Source organism: Pseudooceanicola marinus, from assembly GCF_020177265.1.
Taxonomy (GTDB): domain Bacteria; phylum Pseudomonadota; class Alphaproteobacteria; order Rhodobacterales; family Rhodobacteraceae; genus Pseudooceanicola; species Pseudooceanicola marinus_A.
In genome coordinates this window covers 212,826-236,539 of record NZ_JAIVMC010000007.1, presented here as the reverse complement: position 1 = coordinate 236,539, position 23,714 = coordinate 212,826, and the positions used below count along the sequence as shown (strand labels likewise).

Below are 23,714 nucleotides of genomic sequence, written 5' to 3'. Positions count from 1 at the left end.
ACCGCCGCTTTGTCTTTCAGGCGCGCATGCAGCCCCTAGGCCGGGGGGCCATATCCAGCTCCGCCGGAGCTTTCGATCACCACCCGGTCGCCCCGGTTCAGCGTGATGGCCGACCGCGCGGTCAGTTCTTCGCGCCCGCCATCCACCCGAAGCACCGTCACAGCCGAGCCTTTCGGCGCGACGCCCCCATGGGCGCCCTGCGCCACACGGGAAAACCGTTCACCCCGGATCGAGGCCGCGATGCCATCGGTCAGCGCCTCATAGACGCGTTTTGCCCCGTCGCCGCCCCGGAACTGCCCTGGGCCGCCCGACCCGCGCCGGATCTCGGCGGACAGCAGGCGCATCGGCACCAGCGACTCCAGCGCCTCGGCGGAGATGTTCATGGCGTTGCCCACGTCCGTCGAGATCGCCGAGCAGCCGTCGGCACGCGGCCCGCCACCGGCACCACCCGCGACGATCTCGGTCGACAGGAACCGCTGACCGGCATCGTCCGTGCCGGAAAAGGCGATGACATAGGACATGCCGGAATTGGCCGCGGGCATCCGCGCGCCGTCCGCATGCGCCAGGGCCTGCAACAGGGCCGATGTGATGCAGCGCACCATGTTCATCCGCGCGTTCACCGCGGCCGGGGGCGCGGCGTTGACCACGCTGGCCTCGGGCAGGCGCAGGTCGAGGCAACGCAGCACGCCACCGTTGCGCAGGGCGCCGTCGTCCAGCAGGGTCAGCAGCCCGTAGAAGGTCGCCGACAGCGGACCCGAGCGAACACAGTTCACCGGCGCGGCCACCTGCGGCGAGGAGCCGTGGAAATCCGCGATCATGCGCCCCGCCTCGAAGCGCAGGGAGACCCGCGCGGCGCAGGGGCCAAGCCCGGCGACCGGGTCCAGCTCATCCTCGCCCGCGAAGGGGCCAGCGGGCAGTTCCGACAAGCGGGCGACGGTCGCGGCCTCTGCCCGGTCCAGCATCGCGTCGCAGGCCGCCAGGAAACTCTCCGCCCCCGCCTCGCCCGCCAGGCGGCGCACGCCTTCGGCGGCGCGGAACCCGGCGGCCAGCTGGGTTTCCAGATCCCCCACCACCACGTCCGGCACGCGCGAGGCGGCGCGGATCAGCCGCTCGAACGCCGGATCGAACCGCCCCGCGCGCCCCGCCTGCAGGGGCGGCAGGCGCAGGCCCTCGTGGAAGATTTCCGTGGCATCAGGCGGTACCGATCCCGCGCGGGTGCTGCCGATGTCCTGGTGATGCAGCAGGCTGGCCGACAGGGCGACCAGGCGCGCCTCGGCAAAGACCGGCTGCACCACGGCGATGTCGGGCAGATGCGTCCCGCCGGAGAAGGGATCATTGGTGACGAAGATGTCGCCGGGCTGCATCGTTTCCGCCGGATAGGCATCGAGGATCGCGCGCACCGACCCGGGCAGCGCCCCCAGCAGAAGCGGGATCGCCTCGGCCAGGGCCAGAACCTCGCCCCGCGGCGAAAACAGCGCGCAGGAGGCATCGGCCCCTTCGCGTACCACCGGCGAGACGGCACAGCGCAGCAGGGTCTGCTGCATGGTTTCGGCCAGCCCGTCGAGGCGCAACTGCAGGATCTTCAGCGTATCGCTCATGGCGCGCTCCTCGTCAGGCGGTAGGCGGCGCCGTCCTGCGTGATATCCCAGCCCTCGGGCAGGTAGATCGCCCCGGCCTCGGTGGTGACAAGGCGGGCGGCGTCAGGTGTCGGCGCGCCGGTGCCGGGCATCGCCGGCAGCGCGGTGACCGTGTCGCGCGACAGCCGGATAGAAAAAAGGTGCCCCGGTCCCGGCGGGGCCACACCAAACTGCGTGTCATAGGCGCGCGCCAGGTCCTCGCGGATCGCCGCGACAGAGGCCGGGCGGGTCCGCGTGATCAGCTGCAGCGGGTGCATGGGCGCCCGCGCGGCCAGGGTCAGGGTCCAGACCGGCGTGCCCTCTCCCGTCACCTCGGCCTCAAGCGCCTCCAGCAGCCCCGTCAGTGTCGCATCGCCGAGATCGGCAAGGGCGCTGTCGGCGCGACGGATGGCTTCCCACCGGCGGGGTGCCTGGGCCAGGCCCATGGCGCCAGCCACGGCAGGGGCGCGGGGGATCATGACAGCGGTCGCATCCATCTCGGCCGCGATCTCGGCCGCCAGCAGGGGGCCGGTGCCGCCCATGATGCACAGGCCCGCGCGGGACGGATCCACGTTGCGCCGGGTGGCATAGCGGATCAGGGCGAGCGCAGCCGTCTGCGCAGCGGTCCGGACGATCTGCCGCGCGGTCTCCTTCACCCCCTGCCCGGGAGCAAAGCCCGCGATCCGCTCACGCGCCGCGCTCTCAGGGTCGGGCAGACGCCCCAACACCGCCAGCGCATCGTCGAGGCACGGCGCGTCGGGCGCGCTGCCGTCGAAGGTCAGCTCTGCCCCGTTTTGCCGCACCCCGCGGGCCCCACCCAGGGGCACACTGGCCATGTCGACCATCGTGGCGCGCAGATCGACCCCGGCGAAGCGGGAGAAATCGACGCTAACCGGCTCTCCGCCCTGGATCAGGGCGATGTCGGCGCTTTGCGAGCCGATGTCGAGGACCAGGGTATCCTCCGGCGCCTCCGCCCCGACCGATGCGCGAGCGCCGGCCCGGGCCGCCGCCGCCGGGGCGCCGGTCAGCAGGACGGCGCGTTGCCGATCGAAAGCCCCCTCGGGCACCAGCACGCCCCGGCCGTCGCCCAGCAGGATCTGGCCCGCAAACCCCTCCGGCAAGGCCGCGCGCAGCTGCGCGAGGGTATCGCCCGCGCGCGCCGCGATCCAGGCATCCAGCGCCGCCGACACAGTGCGGTCGTATTCACGCGGCGCGGGGTCGATGACATGGGACATGCTGATCGCCACCCCGGGCAGGGCCGCGCGCAGCGCCTCGGCCGCCTGCACCTCATGCGCGGGGTTCAGGTGGGAGAAGAGGAAGCAGATCGCCACCGCCTGCACACCCTCACGCCGCAGGGCGTCGATGGCCCGGTCCAGGTCGACCTGCGACAAAGCCTCCATCTCCGCCCCCGTGGCGTCCAGACGCCCGCCGATCTCGTGGATGCGGGCCTCGGGCACCAGGAAGGCCGGCGCAGGAGAGGCCGCAACGGGATCGTAGAGGGCGACGCGGTTCTGCCGTCCCAGCCGCAGGGTATCGGCAAAGCCCCGGGTGGTCAGCAGGGCCACGTCCGCCGGCGCGCGATCCAGCAGGGCGTTCAGCGGGGCGGTGGTGACGACACGCAGGCTGTCCAGCTCCGCCCCGGTCAGGCCCAGCTCAGCCAGCCCGGCGCGGGTCACCTGGGTCACATCGCCCCTGTTGGGCACCTTGCAGATCCGAAGTTCCCGGGCGTCCCAGGTGACGAAATCGGCAAAGCGGGCGCCGAAATCCACGGCCAGATGTGTCCCGTTCATGCCGCGGGCCAGTCGATCAGAACCGGAGCGGGCAGCTCCAGGAACTCGGTGTCGCCCTGCCCGTCCGCGGTCTTCCACATCAGCGAGGCGAAGGTGGCCGGACGATCCAACGCGACGATCCCGTGATGCCACAGACCGGGGCGATAGGTCACCACGTCGCCCGGACCGGCCACGAAGGCCTCCGGCGCGCCCTCGGGGCCGTCGGGCCAAACCGCGACCAGCCAGCGGCCCGCCTCCATCGGGCAGAACATCTGGGTGGAGAAGGGATGTCGTTCGACCATGGTGGCCCGCATGGGCGCCACACTGGGCTCGACCTCGTAGAAATCCAGCGCCGTCGCGTGCGCAGCCGGATCATGGGGGAAGGTCGCTTCGGTCTTGCTCAGGCGCACCTGGCCCGCGCGGATCATCTTGACCGCGCCCATGCCCGGACGGGCGACGTCGCCATGGGGCGCGAAGGCCTCCGGCGTCAGGGGCTGCGCGATGCAGGTGGCAGGCGTTCGGGGGGCGGTATCGGGAGGCGTTTGCGGCACGGTCTTTCCACTTCGAGGTCCGTCGGGGCAGCCGCAGGACCGCCCCGCACGGGACGAAGTGTCGCGCGAACGCCGGTCGGGGTCCAGAATTTAATCGGAGTTTCGGACTAATAAATTTCAAATGGTCTATAATCGCACATCAATCCCCCGCGCAGGCCGATTCACCTCCGGTCTTCTCACTACAGAAAATATCCCGGAGGGAATTGCGCGTCAGTGCAAGGGGGACAGCGCCCCCTGCCCCGGCAGTCTGTCACGCAAACTTTCGACAGGACATCACGGGACGGGTCCCGAACGGAACCCGCACTTCAGTCAGAGATTTGACAGGATCAGGTGGCGCGGCCGGATCGGCCGGGCCCGCGCGGGATCAGTTCTGCGACAGTCGGGTCGGCATGCGGTAGAAATGATGCACGCCGATGGTGGCGGTGCGGTCGAACTTCCGCGACCAGCGCGGCGAGACATGCAGTGTGTGGTAGAAGGTGGCGCCGTCAGTCAGGCCGCGGGCGTCCTCATCCTTCAGCATGATCGAGGCCACCTTGGACACCTGGGCGTAGGCGGCGGGTTCGTGGATCACTTCCTCGCGGCCGTCACAGGTATAGGTGAACTGGCAGGCGAACTTGCGGCCCGTGCCCTGATGGACAACGCCGCAGACCGTGTTGGGGAAGGTCGCGCTGTCGACCCGGTTCAGGATCACCTCGGCCACGGCGAACTGACCTTTCACGCTCTCGCCCCGCGCCTCGAAGTAAAGCGCCTCGGCCAGGCACTGGAACTCGGCGTCGCCCTTGCCGGAGGGCTGGCGGGCCAGCCATTCGCGGGAGTATTCCACGCCGGTCTCGGCGGCGACACGGGGGCGTTTCAACAGGGCGGTCAGGCGGGTGCCGGGAACGGAATTCAGACCCTGAGCTTCGGCCTTCATGGCTTCGGACAGAGGGTTGTCCGCGCGCGCGGGCGCACCGGACACCAGTGCCACGGCGGTGGCTGCCACGCTCAGGAAAGTCAGAATTCGCATCGTCGAACCTCGTCGCTGCACGCCTAATGGGGCGCACCAAGGGCGGTTCCCTAACGAAAACTTATGGGACCGTCCACCCCGCGGCCCGGCCCCCACCGAAAGGTGAGCGGTCCGTTAACACCTCCCGGCGCATCGCACCGGGGGTAAGCGACTGAGTTCAGGAGGTTTTGAAGGCCCGCGGCGGCAGGGTGGGACGAATGCGCGCCTGCGCCGCCGCCAGCCGTGCCACCGGCACCCGGAAGGGAGAGCAAGACACGTAATCGAAGCCCGCGCTGCGACAGAAGGCGATTGATTCGGCGTTGCCCCCGTGTTCGCCGCAGATCGACAGGATCAGGTCGGGCCGCGCCGCGCGCCCCCGTTCTGCCCCGATCATGAGCAATTCGCCCACCCCGTCGGTGTCGAGCGTATGAAAAGGATCCTCCGGGAAGACGCCCTGCTTGACATAGTCGGACATGAACTTCCCGGCGTCGTCGCGCGACAGCCCGTAGGTCATCTGGGTCAGGTCGTTGGTCCCGAACGACAGGAAGGCCGCGTGGGGCGCGATATCGCCGGCCTTCAGGGCCGCGCGCGGGGTCTCGACCATGACCCCCAGGCGATAGGTGAAATCGCGGCCCGTCTCGTTTCGCACCGCCGCTGCCACGGCGTCGACCCGGGTCTTCACCATCTCGACCTCGCGCTTGGCGCTGACCAGCGGGATCATGATCTCCGGCACCACCGGATCGCCCTCGCGCGAGGCCTCGACGGTGGCCTCGAAGATGGCACGGGCCTGCATCTCGTAGATCTCGGGCATGGTGATCCCCAGACGAACGCCGCGCATGCCCAGCATGGGGTTGTATTCCGACAGCGCCTCGACCCGACGGGTGACGTCCGACAGCGGCAGCGACAGCGCCTCGGCCAGTTCGCGCAGGCCGGCCCGGTCCGAGGGCAGGAATTCATGCAGGGGCGGATCGAAGAGGCGGATGCACACCGGCTTTCCCTGCATGATGCGGAACAGCTCGATGAAATCGGCGCGCTGCATCGGCAGCAGTCGGTCCAGCACCGCGCGGCGATCGGCGGCGGCATCTGCAAAGATCATCTCGCGCATCACCGTCAGGCGGCCCGCGTCGAAGAACATATGCTCGGTCCGGCACAGCCCGATGCCCTGGGCGTCAAACCGGCGCGCCACCTCGGCGTCGGCGGGGGTGTCGGCATTGGCGCGGATGCCGATGTCGCAATACTCCCAGGCCCAGGACATCATCGCCTGAAAGGCCTCGTCATGGGCCGCCTCGATCAGCGGCGCGGCACCGGCCAGGATGTCCCCCGAGGAGCCATCGACCGTCACGATATCCCCGGCCTTCAGCATCCGCCCGTCGCGGGCGCGCAGCCGTTCCTTCTTCACGTCGAAGGACAGGTCCGAACAGCCCACCACGCTGGGCAGACCCAGGCCCCGCCCGATGACCGCCGCGTGGGAGGTCATGCCGCCCCGCTCGGTCACCACGGCAACGGCCGCATGCATGCCGCGGATATCCTCCGGCCCGGTCTCGCGGCGCACCAGGATGGTGGCCTCCCCCCGCGCCTTTCCCGCCTGGGCGGCGGCCGCCGAAAAGACCAGCTTGCCCGTGGCCGCGCCGGGAGAGGCCGCGATCCCCGTGGCCAGCACATCGCGCGGCGCCTCGGGGTCGATCTGGTGGTGCAGCATCTCGTTCAGCGCCCGGCTTTCGACCCGGCACAGCGCCTCGTCGCGCGGGATCACCCCGTCCTGGGCCAGCGCCACGGCGATGCGCAGCGCCGCGCGCGGGCTGCGGCTGACCCGCAGCGCGTCGAGGACATGGACGTTGCCGTTCTCGATGGTGAACTCGGCCTGCATCTCCTCGCGCAGGCGGAAACGCATAAGCTCGCAGTATTCGACCAGCCGGTCATAGGCCTCGGGCGCCAGCTCCTGCAGGGACGGACCGCGTTCGTCCCGCGCCAAGTACAGCGCGCGGGAGCCCTCGCGCAACGCCTCGCGGTGCTGCGACTGGCTGAGATAGCGCCCGGTGATGCGCGGCTTGCCGGAGGTCGAGGAGACCAGCTGCATCACGCCCGAGCCGCACTCTCCGTCCTTGCCGAGGCCAAGCGCCATCTCCTGCACCACGAGCCCCAGTCCCGCATCGGCCGGCGCCCCCTTGGCCTGGCGCAAGAGCCGCGCGGTGGTGCCGCGCCAGGCGCGCGCCATGCTTTTCAACACGGCCGCCAGCTGCACCGCCGGATCCTGGGGAAATTCCTCCTCGGTTTCCTCGCGGTAGGCGCGCAGGGACATGGCCAGCGCCTCCGGGCCCGAGGGGGGCAGATCCTCGAACATATCCGGGTCAAGCCGTTCGACATGCACCGAGTAGGTCCGCACGAAACTCTGGTAGAGCGCCGTTGCCGCCTCCTCCCCGATCTGGGCCGACAGGCGGGCGTGGGTGGCGTCGTTCATGCCGATGTTCAGCACCGCCGACGGCCCGCCCCAGTCGGGATCCTCCGACGAGGGGCGCACGCACAACAGGGGGTGTTCGCCGAAGGGCTCCAGCAGGGCGGCCATGGACGGCAGCCGACCTTCGGCGATGTCGTTGACGGCCCGGAAGGACAGCGCGACGGTCAGCGGCACGGGCAGCGACAGCCGCACCAGGCGCTGCAGGCATTTCGCCCGGCCGCCGTGGGTGTTGGTGGCCACCGGCGCGGTTTCGGTGATGCGCGTGATATGCGGATCGGTGTCTTTCACCGCTCTTTCCCCCCTCAAGGTGGCCGAAGCATAACGGTGGCGGGATTCGGGGCAAGCGGTTTCGCGGATGCAGCAAGGCCCCGCGCGGGCCCCGCCCCTCGGGATACTTCCGGCAAGGAGAAGACAGGGGGCACGCGGCAAACCTGCCGGGCGGACCAGAGATCACCCGCGCCCTGCCCCCCTATACGCAGGCCGAAAATACTCCCGCCGGAGGCTTCGCCCCCGAGCACCGGGGGCGAAAGGGGCCCTACGATCAGGCCTCGATGCGGGTCAGGTCGGCGACCTTCAGCACGGTGGAGCGGATGGTCGACAGAAGGTTCAGGCGGTTGCGGCGCACCACGGCGTTGTCGGTGTTGACCTGGACCGCCTCGAAGAAGGCGTCAATGGGCGCGCGCAGCGTGGCGAGGGTTTCCATCGCCGCGGCGTAGTCCTCGGCGGCATTGGCGGCGTCCAGCTTGGGCTTGGCCGCTTCCAGCGCGTTGAAGAGCGCGGTTTCCTCAGCGGCTTCGGCGAACTTCGGATCGGCGCCGAACTCATAGGCCACGCCGTCCTTTTCCTCTTCCTTGGTCAGGATGTTGTTGGCCCGCTTGAAGCCCTGGACGAGGTTCTCCCCGTCCTCGGTCGACAGCACGGCCTGCAACGCCCGGGCGCGGGCCACCAGGGCCACCAGGTCGTCGTTGCCTTCCATCGCGAGGCAGGCGTCGATCACGTCGTGGCGAATGCCTTCGTCGCGCAGGTGGACCTTCAGGCGGTCGTGGAAGAAGGAGAGGAGGTCGGGCCCCCAAACCTGGACGGCCGGTCCAGCCAGCCCGTCTTCGTTCTCCGCATGCAGAATGTCGAACTTGCTGAAGACCGAAAGCAGAGACAGCTTCGTACCGTGCTGCAGCAGGATCCGGATCACGCCAAGCGCGGCACGGCGCAGCGCGAAGGGGTCCTTGGACCCCGTGGGCTTCTCGTCGATGGCCCAGAAGCCGGTCAACGTGTCCAGCTTGTCAGCCAGCGCCACGGTGGCCGAGACCGGCGCGGTCGGCACGTCGTCGGTCGGGCCCAAGGGAGAGTAGTGTTCCTCGCAGGCAGCCGCGACTTCCGGCGCGAAGCCCGCGGCCTCCGCGTAGTAGCGGCCCATCAGGCCCTGCAGCTCGGGGAATTCGTAGACCATCTCGGACGACAGATCGGCCTTGGCGATGCGCGCGGCCTCTTCCGCCAGGCCCGCGTCGGCGGAGAGCGCGGGGGCCAGCTGCCCGGCCAGCGCGGCGATCCGCTCGATCCGTTCGGCCTGGCTGCCCAGTTTCGCGTGGAAGGTCACATGGGCCAGGTGGTCGCGCCAGGGCTGCATCTTGGCGTCCTTGGCGATGCGCAGGTCATTGTCCCAGAAGAATTTCGCATCCGACAGGCGCGCCGACAGAACCTTCTGGTTGCCCGCCAGGATCGTGGCGCCATTGTCCGCCGTCTCGCGATTGGCAACGGTGACGAAGCGTTCGATGCGACCCGTCTTGGGGTTCTTCACCGAGAAGAACTTCTGATGTTCCTTCATCGAGGTCTGCAGGACCTCCGGCGGCAGGTGCAGGAAGTCGGCGCCGATCTCGCCCATCAGGACGACAGGCCATTCGACGAGGCCCGCGACCTCGGCCAGCAGGCCCTTGTCCTCGACCACCTCAAGCCCGGCGGCGAAGGCCTGGTTGGTGGCCTCCTGCCAGATGGCATCGGCGCGCTCGGCGGCGTCCAGCACGACGAAGCGGCGTTTCAGCTGGGCGTCATAGTCCTCGAAGCTGCGCACCTTGAAGCGGCCCGGCGCCATGAAACGGTGGCCCTCGGTGGTGTCGCCGGCGGCGATGCCGTCGATGTCCATCGGCACGACGCGCGCGCCTTCCTCATCGGTGAGGATGCACAGGATGGAATGCAGCGGGCGGACCCAGCGCAGGGACCCTTCCCCCCAGCGCATGGATTTCGGCCAGGGGAAGTTGCGGATGATCTTCTCCAGCTCTTCCGCCACGATCTCGGCCGCCGGGCGGCCCGGCTTCTCGATCACGGCGAAGAAGACCTTCCCCTTCTTCTCCTCCCGTTCCTCCAGCTGGTCGCGGGTCAGGCCCGCACCGCGCAGGAAGCCCTCGATCGCCTTTTCGGGCGCGTCCACGCGGGGGCCCCTGCGTTCCTCGCGCACCAACGGGCTTTCGGCCAGCAGGCCGTGCACCGTCAGGCACAGGCGGCGCGGCGTGTGGAAGGCGGCGGCGCCGGCGTAGGTCAGCCCGGCCTCGACCAGCGCATCGGTCATGCGTTTCTTCAGGTCTTCCGCGGCCCGCGCCTGCATGCGCGCGGGAATTTCCTCGGAAAAGAGTTCGATCAGCAGATCGGGCATGTCGGTTCCATCCAGGCAGCGTGGGGCGCCGCGAAGGGCGCGTTGCCGCAGGGAATAGCGAAGGGGGCCGGGAGCGTCCAGAGAGGGCGGGGAAATTCCCCGCCCCGCAGCCTGCCTGCCGGCTAGCCGAGACGGGCAGCGGCGCGCCGACCTTCGCGCTTGGCCCGCTGCGCCAGGGTGGTGACGTCATCCCCCGCCCGCGCCGGCACGATGCGATAACGCGCTTCGACGAAGCAGTAGACGGCAAAGCCCAGCAGGCCCAGGGCCAGCACCCCCAGAAGGACCTGCCCGAAGGGTTGGGCGCGGACCGCCTCGAAGGCCTGGGTCATGCCCTGCGCCTCCGACGCGTCAGAGGTCCAGCCGGCATAGGCCAGGAAGCCGCCGATCAGCGCGATCACCACGCCATGGGCGATCAACCCGGCCTTCACCACCGGGTCCAGCTTCTCGCTGGTGGCAGTGGCGCGCATGTGGTCCTTGTACTTCTCCTTCAGCGCCTTGACGGCGTAATAGCCACCGGCGCCGATGGTCCCGACGCCCACGGCGATGACCAGCCACTTGCCCATGGGCTGTTGCAGCAGCCAGGAGGCCAGTGTCGTGGTCCCCTGCTCGCCGCTGCCGCTGGCGGAGCCGAGGGCGAGGCGTGCAGCCGTTACCGCAAGACCGGCGGCGACGGCGCCCGAAATCGCCTGCCCCAGCCGGGCAACGATCCCTTCGGCATCCGCGCCGCGCCGCTCCAGATCCATGCCCGCGCAGATCAGGCGCCAAAGCGCATAGGCCAGCAGCCCCAGAGCCATCGCCCCCAGCATCAGGTCGCCGAAGGGCTGCCCCTTCAACTGGGCCAGCGCGGTGGAGGTGCTGCCGGCCTGCCCGCCGGTCAGGGCAGCGGAGAGGACAAGACCTCCGAGCAGGATGTAGGTGATGCCGCGGGCGCCGTATCCAATGCGCATCAGGGGGACGACCCAGGCGGGGGCACGGGATTGGGACATGGGTCGGCTCCTCACGGTGTTGTGTCACTAGGCCAATGCGAAGCGAGCGGCCGAGGTTCCTTCCGCCCCCCGGATCAGGGCAAACGGCGCCGCCAGAGCCGCGTGCGACCGGAATGCAAAAGGCCGCGCGGAGCGCGGCCTGTCGTCATGTATTCGGAGGGGGGGAAGCCGATTGAGCGGCGCCTACTGGCGCGCGACGCCCTCGGGAACCGGCGGGCAGCCGTCGGGAGCGGGATGGCCGTCGAAGACCTCGGCGCCGCAGCGATTGATCTGGTGCCAGACCCAGCCGCGCCCGTCGTCCGCGACCGCCACCACGCGGTCGATCCCGTAGGAGATATTCTCCACAGACAGCAGCGCCCGGGCACTGCCCTCTTCCAGGGCCGCGCCGATGCCGTCGGCGTCGTAGCAGTCGAACCAGCGCGGGCCGACCAGCGGTTCGGCCGCCTCATAGGGCGCATAGCCTGACAGGTCCGTATCCGCGTCGACCGTGAAACAGGCACGGTAGCGGATCGGAGAGCTGTCGGCGTCGATCGCCTGGAACCCGGTGTGGGACAGTGCGACGACCTCACCCTCGCGGGTGGTCAGCCGCACGTCCTCGGCACCGGTGGCTGGCACCTCCTCGTAATAGGCGTATTCCTGCAGGTAGTAGATCGCGCCACCGGCCACCACGGCGGTGATCAGCAGCGCGACAATGAGGATGCGGCCCATCATGACGCGATCAGGCCGCGGTCTCGGGGGTCCAGCCGCCCGCTTCGGTCTGCACGAAGGCATCGGCGCATTTCTTCGCCAGCGCCCGCACGCGGCCGATGTAGGCCTGACGTTCCGTGACCGAGATCACGCCGCGCGCGTCCAGCAGGTTGAACAGATGGGACGCCTTGATGCACTGGTCATAGGCGGGATGGGCCATGACGATGCGCTTGCCGGTCTTGGGGTCGTCATGCGCCTGCGACAGGATCGCCTCGCATTCCGCCTCGGCCTCCTCGAAATGCTTCAGCAGCACCTCGGTGTTGGCCACGTCGAAGTTCCAGCGGCTGTATTCCTCTTCCGTCTGACGGAAGACATCGCCGTACTTCAGCGCGATCGGGGCCTGAGGATCGTTGTAGGGCATGTCCATCACGTGATCGATGCCCAGGACGTACATCGCCAGACGCTCCAGCCCGTAGGTCAGCTCGCCCGAGACGGGGTGGCAGTCGTGGCCGCCGACCTGCTGGAAATAGGTGAACTGGCTGACTTCCATGCCGTCGCACCAGACCTCCCAGCCCAGGCCCCAGGCGCCGAGTGTCGGGCTTTCCCAGTCGTCCTCGACGAAACGGATGTCGTGCAGCTCCATGTCGATGCCGATGGCCTGAAGGCTGCCCAGGTAAAGGTCCTGCAGGTCCGGCGGGCTGGGTTTGATCAGCACCTGGTACTGGTAATAGTGCTGCAGGCGGTTGGGGTTCTCGCCGTAGCGGCCATCGGTGGGGCGGCGCGAGGGCTGCACATAGGCGGCGGCCCAGGGGCGCGAGCCCAGCGAGCGCAGCGTGGTGGCCGGGTGGAAGGTGCCCGCGCCCACTTCCATGTCGTAGGGTTGCATCACCGCGCAGCCCTTGGAGGCCCAGTAGGCCTGAAGACGCAGGATGATCTCCTGGAAGGAGCGGGGTTTCTCGATGCGGGTCTCGGACATGTCCATCCCTTTCACGTAGCGCACAGACCGGGGCCGGCCGGGGTCAGGGGCCTGATTACGGGCGGGCGTGCGAAGGGTCAATGGCCCAGACCCGCGCCGACCGGCGGCCCCGGGACCGGTCCCCTTCTGGTTGCATGCGTCCCCCGTGCTGTTGCACGCGGGACGCCGCGCGCGCGTCCGGTTTGTCCGAATACGTCAAAACGCTTGCCTTTCCGGGGGTTCAGACGGCTAGAAGGGGCAAAGACAGTTCGCCAAGAGGCCCTTTTCATGATCCGTTCCCTGTTCGCGGTGTTGGCCGCGTTGTTCCTTTCCCTGGGGGCCCTGGCGCCCCTGCCCGTCCGGGCGCAGACCGCCGACGGCCAGGTCTACGTGCAGATCGAGGCTCAACCCAGTGAGTCCGAGGCCCTGCGCGCCATCACCTATTACGAAGATTTCCTGTCGGACGTGAACGGCTTCTCGCTGGGCAACGGCTATTTCGCCGTCGCGCTTGGCCCCTACAGCCGTACCGACGCCGGCGAGGTTCTGCGCGTGCTGCGCGCCGAGGGCCGCATCCCGCGCGACAGCTACATCGCCTTCCCCAGCTGGTTCGCCGGTCGGATCTACCCGCCCGCCGGCGGCGCCACGGCACCGCAGGCCCAGCCCGAGGCCACCCCCGAGGCGCAGGCCGAGACGCAACCGGCGATGCCCGCACTGCCCGACGAAAGCCCCGCCGAGGCGCGGCGCAGCGAGGCCCTGCTGAACCGGGCCGAACGGGACCAGTTGCAGATCGCGCTGGAATGGGCCGGCGTCTACAACGGCGCCATCGACGGCGCCTTCGGCCGCGGCACCCGTGGCGCCATGGCCGCCTGGCAGCAGAACAACGGGCACGAGGCCACCGGCATCCTGACCACCGCCCAGCGGGCCGAGCTTCTGGGTCAGTACAACGCGGTTCTCGACGGCCTGGGCCTGCAGACCCAGACCGACACCCGCGCCGGTATCCGCATGCAGATGCCCCTCGGCGCCGTCAGCTTCGACCGCTACCAGGCGCCCTTTGCCTTCTACACCGCCTCCGGCGATCTGGATGCCCAGCTGATCCTGATCAGCCAGGACGGCGATCAGGATACGCTGTTCGGCCTCTACGACATCCTGCAGACGCTGGAGATCCTGCCAGAAGACGGCCCGCGCGAACGCGCCGCGCGCAGCTTCACCATCGAGGGCCGGAACGCCACCCGCGCCACCTATGCCGAGGCCACGCTGGAGGATGGCGCGATCAAGGGCTTCATCCTGGTCTGGCCCGCCGGCGACGAGGAACGCCGCAGCCGCCTGCTGGAGACGATGCGCGCCAGCTTCGAGCGGACGCCCAGCGTGCTGCCCCATGATGCGGGCGCGGGCACCGAACAGAGCGTCGACCTGGTTTCCGGCCTGGAGATCCGCAAGCCGCTGAAGGGCCGGTCGGGCGTCTACGTGGGCGCCGACGGTGCCGTGCTGACGCTGATGTCGGCCGTGGACGGCTGCGGCCGCGTGACCCTTGGCACGGGGCGCGAGGACGGCACCCCGGCGGAACTGGCCGCCAGCGACGGCGACAGCGGGCTGGCCCTGCTGCGCCCGACGACCGCCCAGGCGCCCATGGGCGTGGCCAGCCTGGCCAGCCTCAGCCCCCGCATCGCCAGCGAAGTGGCCGTGGCCGGCTACAGCTACGAGGGCCTGCTTGGCGCGCCCAGCGTCACCTGGGGCAGCCTGGCGGACGTGCGCGGCCTGGCCGGCGAAGAGGGCCTTCTGCGCCTCGACCTCGCCGCCCTGCCCGGTGATGCCGGCGGCCCGGTCTTCGACCGCTCCGGCGCGCTGATCGGCCTGTTGGCAGACCCCGAGGACGGTGCCCGCCGCCTGCCCGAAGGCGTCTCCTTCGCGATCGATGCCATGACCGTGGCCGACATGCTGACGCAGGCCGGCCTCAGCCCTAGCGCCTCCAACGCTGGTGAGACGCTGACGCCCGCCGCCCTGACCCGTCAGGCCGAAGAACTGACCGTCCTGGTGCAGTGCTGGGAGTGACCGCTGATCCGCGCCCCAAAGGGGCGCGGCAAACGCTCTGGGGGAGCGTTTGAAGCGGTCACGGGCGGAGCCCTCAGGCTCGGCCCTCCAATGGGGCCGACAAACGCTCCAAGGGAGCGTTTGAGGTGGCCACGGGCGGAGCCCCGGACCGGTAAGGACGGCTCCGCGGAGCCCAGTTGGTATGAGGACAGCACGGGTCGTTCCCTCAGACCGAAAAGAGGTCACGGGCGCCACCTCATCTTCATCACACAAGAAAGGCGCCCCAAGCGGGCGCCTTTTTGCTGTCCTGTCGCCGCATCCTCGCGCGGTTCAGTCGGAGATGGTGAAGCGGTACCGCAGGTTGCCCGTCCGGAATCCCACCCCTTCGTGGCGGTCGCCGCTTTTCTCGATCTTCCGGCAAGAGGCGCCGTTGCCGTCGAAGCCACGGCACAGGGCGTTGCCCTCCATCGACCAGGTGCCGGTTCCCGACTTTCCGCCGCCTGTGGAATAGACCAGCGTGCCATCGGCCGCATAGCGGATCGCGTACTGTGTGCGATCTCGACCGATGTCATCGCGCGACGCCTTCATGACCCGCCCCTGCTCGGTGTGACCCACGATCAACGCCAGGACCTCATCCCGCGACAGCTCCGTTCCCGCGGTGCCCGGCGTCGCCAATCCGGCGACCAGGGCTGCCACCATGGTTGCTGTTCTGAATTTCATATGCTCCTCGCTTCGCTTCGACGTCCCAACGACGCCCATGACAGGCAGCATGATGCCATATCGCGTCACCGATACAGCACGAAAACGAGGGCGGACTCCCGAATGCCTCGCCGCGGCCCCCCGCCGACACAAACGCCGCAAGAGAGGGCGTTTGTCACGCCACGCTTTGCGGATAGACCACCTCTGCCGCAGCCGACTTCAGGTGCCGCACCATGAGGATCGCCGGGTTCGCGATGCCTTCGTCGCGGATCACCTGCGGCAGGCTCGCCAGTGTCGCGCAGGCGCGGCGCTCTGTGGCGTGGGAGGCCTGCGAGACCACCTCGACCTCGGTCCCTCCGGGCACACCCGCGGCGATCAGACCGCCAGCGATTTCGCCCGCCCGTGCCACACCCATGTAGATGCATAGCGTCGTGCCGGGCCGGGCCAGCGCTGTCCAGTCGGGCGCCGGGTCGCCGGGACGGCAGGTACCGGTGACGAAGACGCAGGCGTCGCTTTCGCCACGCTCGGTCAGGGGCCGGCTCAGCGACGCGGCGGCGGCGGAGGCGGCGGTGACCCCGGGCACGATCTCGATGGGGATGCCGGCGGCGCGGGCGGCCTCGATCTCCTCCGTTGCACGTCCGAAAACCGAGGGGTCACCGGATTTCAGCCGTACCACCCTGCGCCCCTTCTGCGCCTCGGCCACAATCACCGCGTCGATCTTCGCCTGGGGCCAGGCGCAGGCGCCGACCTCCTTGCCGACGAAGACCCGATCGGCGTCGCGTCGCGCCAGTTCCAGCACATCCGGATCGACCAGGCGGTCGTAGAAGATCACGTCGGCCTCCTGCAGGTGGCGCACGGCGCGCAGGGTCAGCAGGTCACGCGCGCCGGGCCCCGCACCAACCAGGGCGATGCGCCCGCCGCCTTCGGGGGCCTGCCCTGCCGCTATCGCCTGTTTCAGCATGTCGGCGGCGGCATGTTCGTCGCCCGCGCGGTGCCGGTCGAAGGCCGGGCCGGTATAGACCCATTCCCAGAAGCGGCGCCGCGCCTCCGGCGCGATCCGCTCGGCCACCGCCGCGCGCAGCCGGCCGGCCAGAGCGGCAAAGGCGCCCAGGCGGGGATGCAGCATCGCCTCGACCTCCGTCTTGATCGATCGGCCCAGGACCGGGGCCGTACCCTCGGTGCCGACGGCGACCACAACCGGATCACGGTCGACGATGGAGGGGGTGAAGGCGTCGCAGGCCTCGGGCCGGTCGACGATATTGACCACCGCCCCCGCCGCACGGGCCTGGGCGGCCAGCGCGTCCTCCTCGGCCACATCGCCCGTGGCGATGAAGGCCAGCACGCAGCCGTCGAAGGTGTCGGGGCCCGCCGTCGCGACATGGCCCGCTCGGCCTACGGCCACCAGCCCAGCCAGTTCGGGGTCCAGCACGGGGGCCACCAGCAGGATCCGCGCCTCGGTCTTCAGCACCAGGCGCGCCTTGCGTGCGGCCTCGGCCCCACCGCCGCAGATCACCACGCGACGGCCGGTCATTTTCAGGAACATGGGAAAGCTTTTCATCGCTCTGCCTCCGATTGGGAAAACGCCAAAGAGTCACCGCCCTGTCCGCATGTCGGACAGGCAGGCAACCCTGCCAGGGATCCCAATCATCGGGAGAGAGGCGCGACGCCTTTGCCGCGCGACCCGCTCAGTATCGCGCAACGGGGCCGAGTCGCGCAAGGAAAAGGCAATGCCAAGGCGTCGGGGCGCGCAAAACGCCGCCCCCGCAGGCATCAGCCGCGCCAGAACCGCACGGTCAGCATGGCATAGACCACCATCAGCTCCAGCCGGCCGCAGAGCATGCCGATGATCAGCACCCATTTCGCCGTGTCGTTCAGCGGGCCGAAGTTGCCCGCGGGGCCGATGATGTCGCCGAGGCCCGGCCCGATATTGGCCAGCGCCGTGGCCGCCCCCGACAGCGAGGTGATGAAGTCGAGCCCGGTCAGCGCCAGCGCCACCGAGAAGACCCCCACCGAGACGGTGAAAAAGACGAAGAAGGACATGACCGAGGCCAGCACGTCCTCGTCCAGCTTGTTGCCGTCATAGCGCAGCGAGAAGACCCCGTGGGGCGAGTGGATCCGCTTGATCTGCGCCTTGATGGAAATCAGCAGGATCTGGTAGCGGAAGATCTTCACCGAGCAGGCGGTGGAGCCGGCGCAGCCGCCGATCAGGCCGATGAAGAAGAACATGGTGATGAGGAAGGCGCCCCACTGCATGTAATCGACCGAGGCATAGCCGGTGCCGGACATGATCGACACGATGTTGAACAGGCTTTCGCGCACCGCCTGTTCCCAGTGATGCGGGAAGATGTGCAGCAACACGATGGCCGAGACGATCACCAGAACGGCGATGGTGCCGATGAAGCCATGCACCTGGGTGTCGCGGAACAGCGCGATGCGGTTGCCGTTCAGCATCTGCACGTAGCGCACGAAGGGCAGCGCGGCGGCGATCATATAGAAGGAGGCGGCATATTCCATCGGCCCCTGGAAGGCGCCGAAGCTGGCGTCGGAGGTGGAAAAGCCCCCGGTCGACATGGTGGTCAGCGCATGCACCGTGGCGTTGTAGGGATCCATGCCCAGCAGCAGGTAGGTCAGCATGCAGGCCACGGTCAGGCCGACGTAGATCACCGATATCTGCCCCGCGATGGCCGAGGCCTTGGGCAGGATCTTCCCCATGGTCTCGAAGGCCTCGGAGCGGAACATCTGCATGCCGCCCACGCGCAGTTCCGGCAGGAAAACCATGGCCACGACGATGATCCCGATGCCGCCCAGCCATTGCAGGATGCCGCGCCACAGGTTCAGCCCCCGCGGCAGGTCCTGAAGCCCGGAGAACACCGTGGAGCCTGTGGTGGTCATCCCCGACATCGCCTCGAAATAGGCATCGGTGAAGCTGGCCTGCGTCGCCCCCATGACGAAGGGGATCGCCCCGAAGAGCGGCAGCATCGCCCAAAGGCCCGTCGTCAGGATGAAGGTCTGCTGCAGGGTCAGCCCCTCGCGCGCGCCGTTCTGACAGGCAAGCGAGGTCAGGCTGCCCACGGTGAAGGTGATGAGGAAGCTCTCGAAGAAGACCGGCCAGTGGCCATTGCCGTCCGCGATGTCCATCGCCAGCGGCACCAGCATGGTCAGCCCCAGCACCGCCACCAGCAGGCCGATCACGTAGCCAATGGGGCGGAAGTCGATCAGGGTCAGGCTCTGCCCGCGGGGCACGTCCAGGTTGGCCATCGGATCAGGCGGGCACGGCGAGGCCGCCGATCTCTTCCAGCAGGGTCAGGACCTGGTCCAGCCCCTCCCCCGTCTTGAGATTGGTGAAGACGAAGGGCCGCGCGCCGCGCTGTGCCTTGGCGTCGCGTTCCATCACCGACAGGTCCGCGCCCACGTAGGGGGCCAGGTCGGTCTTGTTGATCACCAGGATGTCGGAGCGGGTGACGGCGGGGCCGCCCTTGCGGGGGATTTCCTCGCCAGCGGCTACGTCGATCACGTAGATCGTCACATCCGCCAGTTCCGGCGAGAAGGTGGCCGAGAGGTTATCACCGCCCGATTCGACGAAAACCGCGTCGAGGTCCGGGAAGTGCGCCATCAGGTCGTCGATGGCGGCCAGGTTGATCGAGGCATCCTCGCGGATCGCCGTATGGGGGCAGCCGCCCGTTTCGACCCCGCGGATGCGGTCCGAGGACAGCGCCTGCATCCGCACCAGCGCCTCGGCGTCTTCCTGGGTGTAGATGTCGTTGGTGACCACGGCGATGGACAGGTCATCGCGCAGGCGACGGCAGAGCGCGGCCGTGAGGGAGGTCTTGCCGGCGCCCACCGGGCCGCCGAGGCCGATCCGCAGGGGGCCGTGAGGGGAGCTGGTCATCGGGATACCTCGTGTCAGGTCGTGGTGGCGTGGTCGGTCAGGAACGGAAGAGGCGCGTGGTCAGCACCTCCTGCCGCATTGCCGCAATGTCGGACATTACAGCACAAGAGCCAAGGGCGTCGAGATCGCCTGGCGCAGCCGTCGCGGCAAGCTCGGCGCAAAGCGGCTCCAGTGCCGACAGGATGCGTTGACCGTCGGTCTGGCCCAGGGGCACCAGTCGGATCGCGGCAGAGGTGAGGTTAGACAGGAAAGCCAGCAGGAAGAGGCGCAGGGTCTTCTCCAGCGGCAGATCGAGAAGCCGTGCAGCCCGGCCCAGCACCACCGGATAGGGTGCCGGATCGAGGGCGATCCCGTGCACCGCGGCGGTGGTCCGGGCAAAGGCCGCGCCCTGGGCCTCGGTTTCCAGCCGGCGGTTGGCCGAAGGGGCCAGGGCGGAGGCCAACTCGGCGATCTCCGCCAGCCTCTCGGGTGTTTCGGCGTGCCAGGCGGCCGCCAGCAGGATCGCGTCGTTGTGCCCGGCCCCCTTCAAAGCCACGTCGCGCAGCCAGGCGCCGGTCTGATCCGCATCGGTCAGCCAGCCCTCGGCCACCGCCGCCTCGATCCCGTGGGAATAGGCGAAGGCCCCCACCGGGTAGGCGGGGGACAGCCAGCGGTGCAGGATCAGCGCCGGATCAGTGGTCGCGGTCATGATCACCCAGGGGGCCGTGGCCCGGGACGCGAGGGCCACCGTCGCCATCCACGTCCTCGGTCAGGGCACCGAAGTCGTCATGCGAGGAATGGTGATGGGTGTGACCGTGGCCCTTGCGTGCCGTACGGGCGCCGCGCGCCGTCTCATCCTCGGACTGCACATCCGGATCATCGTGGGAGGAATGGTGGTGAACATGGCCGTGATCGTGCGAATGGGCGTGGCCATGGTCGTGCGAATGCCCGTGGTCGTGGTCCCGGGCATGGGAATGCCCGTGCTCCCCGTCGTGCAGGGTGGCGCCATGTTCATGGGAATGGGTGCGCCCGTGCCCGTAGGCCCCGCCTTCGGGCAGGAAGGGCGCCATGACGGTTTCCACCGTGGCGCCGAGGTGGCGCAGCATCTCGGCAATGACCTTGTCCTGGCGGATGAACAGGGCCGCGGCGGTGATCTCGCAGGGGGTATGACGGTTGCCGATATGCCAAGCCAGACGGGGCAGCGCCTCGCCGGTGACCTTCAGCAGGGGTTCGGGGGCGGCCCGGATGCCGATCAGCCGGCCATCCTCAAGCTGCAGCGCGTCGCCTTCGTCCAGCGACAGGGTCTGGGCCAGATCGGCGAGGATCCGCTCCCCGCCGTCGGTCACAAGGCCCTTGCGCCGGAAGAAACGCTCTTCGTAGTCGAGCGTCACAAGGTCGTCGAAACGGGGCGCGTCCATTTCGGCGGATCTGAGGGCTGTCAGGGCTCTCTTGACTGGGGCGCGATCAGGCATGACGCACCTCCGCTACCGGGAACCATTCCCTGACAGCCGGATGGCCCGAGCGGCGCGCGGCGGCGCCCCGCTTCGGCCAAACGGCGATCAGACGTAGAACAGATCGCGGAAGACGTAGGCCGGGATCTCGTCGCGGTTGACGCCCATCTTGGCCAGTTCCTCGTCGGACTTGGCTTGCAGCGCGGCGATCTGATCGGCACGGGTGCGACGTTCCATGTAGGCCACCAGGGCCACGGAGACGGAGTGGAAGAAGGCCGACAGTTTTGCGGAAATGCCGGCGGGAGCGGAAACTTGGCTGGAAACGGTTGCCATGGGGGACCTCGTGAATGTCTGGTTCGTCCGTTGATTGACACTCAAAATAGGTCAGCTCTTGCGCCCTTACCATTTTCAATCCCTCATTACCGCCATGCGCTTGCCGCAACGCAGAAAGCCTTGATTTAAAGGGGTTTGCAGACCCCCCTTGCGCAATACGCATAGCTCTTTCCAGAAAAGCGCTGCATTGCAGCGTGCCCAGATCCGGGGAAATCCCTGTCACACAAGGCGATTTTCCCGCCCCGCCGAACTTTGTGATCACAAGACTTGTCAAGGATCGCCCCTCAGTTGCCCCATTGCGCCAGAAGCGCGGGGTATGTGGTCATGCTCTCACTGAACGCCACCTCGCCCGACTCGGGCAGATCGCGCCTCACGTCGGGAAAGGCCACGCCCAGCACCGGAACGTAGAACATCCCCAGCACCTGGGCGCCATAGGCCTCGCTGCGGGTCTCGATGTCGTAGGGGATGACGCCGAAGGTGCAGTCGCCGATCTCGCGCGCCTCCTCGCGGCCAAAGGTGTAGCTTTGGGTTTCCGTCAGGCTGTCGCTCCCCTGGGCGACGACCGCCTCGACCTGCCAAGAGACCCCTTCGCGCGGCTCCGGGAACTCCGCCTGGCCCACGGGGTAGTGGTAGGAGATCGTAAGCACCTCGGCGGCGGTGATCGCCGTCAGGGTCTGCGGGTAGACCCCCTTCAACATCAGGAACTGCTTGGTCAGCCCCTGGTCGCCCAACTCGTAATAGGAGGCGAGATAGGCCGTGGTGCCGAAGGCGACATTGATGCTCTCCTGCCCCGCGACCGTGTTGGAATAGACGATGCCCGCCGAAATGTCGTCCGACGTCGGGCAACGGGCCAGCGCCGCCCCGGCCAGCAGCACAGCCGGCAGGGACAGGCAGAATGCGGCAGCGAGGCGCATCAGAAGAGGAAGTACCGCTGGGCCATCGGCAGGACCTCGGCCGGTTCGCAGGTCAGCAGCTCGCCGTCCGCGCGCACCTCGTAGGTCTCTGGGTTCACCTCGACATGGGGCGTGGCGGAGTTGAGCCGCAGGTCCTTCTTGCCGATCTGGCGAGTGTTCAGCACCGCGATCGTCTCTTTCTCAAGCCCCAGCTTGCCTGCCAGCCCCTCGGCCTGGGCAGCAGCGGAGATGAAGGTAACGGCGGAGTTGGTCACGGCCTTGCCGTAGGCGCCAAACATCGGCCGGGTATAGACCGGCTGCGGCGTCGGGATGGAGGCGTTGGGATCGCCCATCTGGGCCGCCACGATGGACCCGCCGATCAGCACCATCTCGGGCTTCACCCCGAAGAAGGCGGGGTTCCACAGCACCAGGTCGGCGCGCTTGCCCTCCTCGATGCTGCCCACCTGGTGCGACAGGCCATGCGCGATGGCCGGGTTGATGGTGTACTTGGCGATATAGCGGCGAACGCGGAAGTTGTCGTTGTCACCCTGCTCCTCGGGCAGCGACCCGCGCTGCTTCTTCATCTTGTCCGCGGTCTGCCAGGTGCGGATCAGCACCTCGCCCACCCGGCCCATGGCCTGACTGTCCGAGGCGATGATCGAAAACGCGCCCATGTCGTGCAGGATATCCTCGGCCGCAATGGTCTCGCGCCGGATGCGGCTTTCGGCAAAGGCCACGTCCTCGGGGATCGCCTTGTCCAGGTGGTGACAGACCATGAGCATGTCGAGATGCTCGTCAATCGTGTTGCGGGTGAAGGGCCGCGTGGGGTTGGTGGACGAGGGCAGCACGTGCTCTTCGCCGCAGATCTTGATGATGTCGGGCGCGTGGCCGCCGCCGGCACCTTCGGTGTGGAAGGCGTGGATCGTGCGGCCCTTCATGGCGCCCACGGTGTTCTCGACGAAGCCGCTTTCGTTCAGCGTGTCGGTATGGATCATAACCTGCACGTCGTAGTCGTCGGCCACGCTGAGGCAATTGTCGATGGCGGCAGGCGTCGTGCCCCAGTCTTCATGCAGCTTCAGGCAGGACGCGCCGGCCTTGATCTGCTCCTCCAGCGCCGCGGGCAGCGAGGCGTTGCCCTTGCCCGCGAAGGCCAGGTTCATCGGGAAGGCCTCGGCCGCCTGAAGCATCCGGCCCAGGTGCCAGGGGCCGGGGGTGACGGTGGTGGCCAGCGTGCCGTGTGCGGGCCCCGTGCCACCGCCGATCATCGTGGTCAGCCCCGAATGCAGCGCATCCTCGATCTGCTGCGGACAGATGAAGTGGATGTGGCTGTCGATCCCCCCGGCGGTCAGGATCTTGCCCTCCCCCGCGATGGCCTCGGTGCCCGGGCCGACGATGATGTCGACGCCGGGCTGGGTGTCGGGGTTGCCCGCCTTGCCGATCTTGGCGATGCGCCCGTCGCGCAGGCCCACGTCGGCCTTGTAGATCCCCGTCCAGTCGACGATCAACGCATTGGTGATGACGGTATCGACCGCGCCTTCGGCGCGCGTGGCCTGGGATTGCCCCATGCCGTCGCGGATCACCTTGCCACCGCCGAACTTCACCTCTTCGCCGTAACGCGGACCATTGGCCGCGCCGCCGCCCAGGGCAGCCAGTTCGGCGGTCAGGTCACGCTCGACCTCGATGACAAGGTCCGTATCGGCCAGCCGCAGGCGGTCGCCGGTGGTGGGGCCGAACATCGCGGCATAGTCCGCGCGGGAGATCTGGGTGGGCATTCGGGTGGCTCCTGAAGGATCT

General features: G+C 68.6%; 18 protein-coding genes and 1 pseudogene. 1 reads left to right on the top strand and 18 read right to left on the bottom strand.

Going from position 1 to position 23,714, the window contains the following annotated elements:
• Window positions 1-35: 35 nt before the first annotated feature.
• The 9 genes from LC066_RS13665 to LC066_RS13625 all read right to left on the bottom strand — a co-directional run bounded on the left by LC066_RS13665 (window position 36) and on the right by LC066_RS13625 (window position 12,669).
• Complete coding sequence (locus tag LC066_RS13665; RefSeq protein ID WP_224899986.1) at window positions 36-1,598, bottom strand: hydantoinase B/oxoprolinase family protein; 1,563 nt, start codon at window positions 1,596-1,598, stop codon at window positions 36-38.
• Window positions 1,595-3,406, bottom strand: coding sequence for a hydantoinase/oxoprolinase N-terminal domain-containing protein (locus LC066_RS13660; RefSeq protein WP_224899983.1), 1,812 nt, complete (start codon window positions 3,404-3,406; stop codon window positions 1,595-1,597). Before LC066_RS13660 ends, LC066_RS13665 begins: the two co-directional genes overlap by 4 nt.
• Complete coding sequence (locus LC066_RS13655; RefSeq protein WP_224899980.1) at window positions 3,403-3,936, bottom strand: ureidoglycolate lyase; 534 nt, start codon at window positions 3,934-3,936, stop codon at window positions 3,403-3,405. The genes LC066_RS13660 and LC066_RS13655 overlap by 4 nt, the downstream gene beginning before the upstream one ends.
• Window positions 3,937-4,300: 364 nt before the next feature.
• Window positions 4,301-4,942, bottom strand: coding sequence for a cell wall hydrolase (locus LC066_RS13650; protein ID WP_224899977.1), 642 nt, complete (start codon window positions 4,940-4,942; stop codon window positions 4,301-4,303).
• A gap of 157 nt (window positions 4,943-5,099) precedes the next feature.
• The gene (locus LC066_RS13645) at window positions 5,100-7,664 is read right to left on the bottom strand and encodes a putative PEP-binding protein (protein ID WP_224899974.1); all 2,565 of its coding nucleotides are present in this window, start codon (window positions 7,662-7,664) and stop codon (window positions 5,100-5,102) included.
• Between the two features lie 253 nt (window positions 7,665-7,917).
• Window positions 7,918-10,020, bottom strand: a complete 2,103-nt coding sequence (glyS, locus tag LC066_RS13640; protein ID WP_224899971.1) for a glycine--tRNA ligase subunit beta — start codon at window positions 10,018-10,020, stop codon at window positions 7,918-7,920.
• Window positions 10,021-10,142: 122 nt separating this feature from the next.
• Entirely contained in the window at window positions 10,143-11,006 is an 864-nt protein-coding gene (locus LC066_RS13635) for a DUF1206 domain-containing protein (protein ID WP_224899967.1), read from the bottom strand.
• Between the two features lie 183 nt (window positions 11,007-11,189).
• The gene (locus LC066_RS13630; protein WP_412103241.1) at window positions 11,190-11,717 is read right to left on the bottom strand and encodes a DUF6446 family protein; all 528 of its coding nucleotides are present in this window, start codon (window positions 11,715-11,717) and stop codon (window positions 11,190-11,192) included.
• A gap of 7 nt (window positions 11,718-11,724) precedes the next feature.
• A complete protein-coding gene (locus tag LC066_RS13625; protein ID WP_224899964.1) occupies window positions 11,725-12,669 on the bottom strand; it encodes a glycine--tRNA ligase subunit alpha in 945 nt (314 codons plus the stop codon).
• Between the two features lie 267 nt (window positions 12,670-12,936).
• Here LC066_RS13625 and LC066_RS13620 point away from each other — a divergent pair, with 267 nt between their 5' ends.
• Window positions 12,937-14,697, top strand: coding sequence for a serine protease (locus LC066_RS13620; protein WP_224899961.1), 1,761 nt, complete (start codon window positions 12,937-12,939; stop codon window positions 14,695-14,697).
• A gap of 309 nt (window positions 14,698-15,006) precedes the next feature.
• Here the strand turns inward: LC066_RS13620 and LC066_RS13615 are convergent, their stop codons facing one another.
• From LC066_RS13615 to ureC, 9 genes and pseudogenes are all read right to left on the bottom strand, one after another.
• Window positions 15,007-15,396 (bottom strand): hypothetical protein, encoded by a 390-nt coding sequence (locus tag LC066_RS13615; protein WP_224899958.1) that lies wholly within the window; start codon window positions 15,394-15,396, stop codon window positions 15,007-15,009.
• Between the two features lie 154 nt (window positions 15,397-15,550).
• Complete coding sequence (cysG, locus tag LC066_RS13610) at window positions 15,551-16,918, bottom strand: siroheme synthase CysG (RefSeq protein ID WP_224899955.1); 1,368 nt, start codon at window positions 16,916-16,918, stop codon at window positions 15,551-15,553.
• A gap of 227 nt (window positions 16,919-17,145) precedes the next feature.
• Window positions 17,146-18,633 (bottom strand): TrkH family potassium uptake protein, encoded by a 1,488-nt coding sequence (locus LC066_RS13605; protein ID WP_222478040.1) that lies wholly within the window; start codon window positions 18,631-18,633, stop codon window positions 17,146-17,148.
• A gap of 4 nt (window positions 18,634-18,637) precedes the next feature.
• A complete protein-coding gene (gene ureG / locus LC066_RS13600; RefSeq protein WP_224899952.1) occupies window positions 18,638-19,264 on the bottom strand; it encodes an urease accessory protein UreG in 627 nt (208 codons plus the stop codon).
• Between the two features lie 37 nt (window positions 19,265-19,301).
• Window positions 19,302-19,952, bottom strand: coding sequence for an urease accessory protein UreF (locus tag LC066_RS13595; protein WP_224899949.1), 651 nt, complete (start codon window positions 19,950-19,952; stop codon window positions 19,302-19,304).
• 148 nt (window positions 19,953-20,100) lie between these two features.
• Window positions 20,101-20,715, bottom strand: a pseudogene (locus LC066_RS21465) (urease accessory protein UreE); the annotation flags it as partial.
• Between the two features lie 87 nt (window positions 20,716-20,802).
• The gene (locus LC066_RS13580; RefSeq protein WP_224899946.1) at window positions 20,803-21,027 is read right to left on the bottom strand and encodes a hypothetical protein; all 225 of its coding nucleotides are present in this window, start codon (window positions 21,025-21,027) and stop codon (window positions 20,803-20,805) included.
• A gap of 284 nt (window positions 21,028-21,311) precedes the next feature.
• A complete protein-coding gene (locus LC066_RS13575; protein ID WP_224899944.1) occupies window positions 21,312-21,941 on the bottom strand; it encodes a hypothetical protein in 630 nt (209 codons plus the stop codon).
• Window positions 21,941-23,692, bottom strand: coding sequence for an urease subunit alpha (gene ureC, locus LC066_RS13570; protein ID WP_222478031.1), 1,752 nt, complete (start codon window positions 23,690-23,692; stop codon window positions 21,941-21,943). Before ureC ends, LC066_RS13575 begins: the two co-directional genes overlap by 1 nt.
• Window positions 23,693-23,714 lie beyond the last annotated feature (22 nt).

What these genes read in the sequence shown, in the direction of transcription:
- LC066_RS13630 (WP_412103241.1), bottom strand. Translation starts at nt 11,717, where the DNA reads ATGATGGGCCGCATCCTCATTGTCGCGCTGCTGATCACCGCCGTGGTG.
- LC066_RS13595 (WP_224899949.1), bottom strand. Translation starts at nt 19,952, where the DNA reads ATGACCGCGACCACTGATCCGGCGCTGATCCTGCACCGCTGGCTGTCC.
- LC066_RS13605 (WP_222478040.1), bottom strand. Translation starts at nt 18,633, where the DNA reads ATGGCCAACCTGGACGTGCCCCGCGGGCAGAGCCTGACCCTGATCGAC.
- LC066_RS13635 (WP_224899967.1), bottom strand. Translation starts at nt 11,006, where the DNA reads ATGTCCCAATCCCGTGCCCCCGCCTGGGTCGTCCCCCTGATGCGCATT.
- LC066_RS13620 (WP_224899961.1), top strand. Translation starts at nt 12,937, where the DNA reads ATGATCCGTTCCCTGTTCGCGGTGTTGGCCGCGTTGTTCCTTTCCCTG.
- cysG (WP_224899955.1), bottom strand. Translation starts at nt 16,918, where the DNA reads ATGTTCCTGAAAATGACCGGCCGTCGCGTGGTGATCTGCGGCGGTGGG.
- LC066_RS13665 (WP_224899986.1), bottom strand. Translation starts at nt 1,598, where the DNA reads ATGAGCGATACGCTGAAGATCCTGCAGTTGCGCCTCGACGGGCTGGCC.
- LC066_RS13650 (WP_224899977.1), bottom strand. Translation starts at nt 4,942, where the DNA reads ATGCGAATTCTGACTTTCCTGAGCGTGGCAGCCACCGCCGTGGCACTG.
- LC066_RS13660 (WP_224899983.1), bottom strand. Translation starts at nt 3,406, where the DNA reads ATGAACGGGACACATCTGGCCGTGGATTTCGGCGCCCGCTTTGCCGAT.
- ureC (WP_222478031.1), bottom strand. Translation starts at nt 23,692, where the DNA reads ATGCCCACCCAGATCTCCCGCGCGGACTATGCCGCGATGTTCGGCCCC.
- LC066_RS13580 (WP_224899946.1), bottom strand. Translation starts at nt 21,027, where the DNA reads ATGGCAACCGTTTCCAGCCAAGTTTCCGCTCCCGCCGGCATTTCCGCA.
- glyS (WP_224899971.1), bottom strand. Translation starts at nt 10,020, where the DNA reads ATGCCCGATCTGCTGATCGAACTCTTTTCCGAGGAAATTCCCGCGCGC.
- ureG (WP_224899952.1), bottom strand. Translation starts at nt 19,264, where the DNA reads ATGACCAGCTCCCCTCACGGCCCCCTGCGGATCGGCCTCGGCGGCCCG.
- LC066_RS13615 (WP_224899958.1), bottom strand. Translation starts at nt 15,396, where the DNA reads ATGAAATTCAGAACAGCAACCATGGTGGCAGCCCTGGTCGCCGGATTG.
- LC066_RS13625 (WP_224899964.1), bottom strand. Translation starts at nt 12,669, where the DNA reads ATGTCCGAGACCCGCATCGAGAAACCCCGCTCCTTCCAGGAGATCATC.
- LC066_RS13575 (WP_224899944.1), bottom strand. Translation starts at nt 21,941, where the DNA reads ATGCGCCTCGCTGCCGCATTCTGCCTGTCCCTGCCGGCTGTGCTGCTG.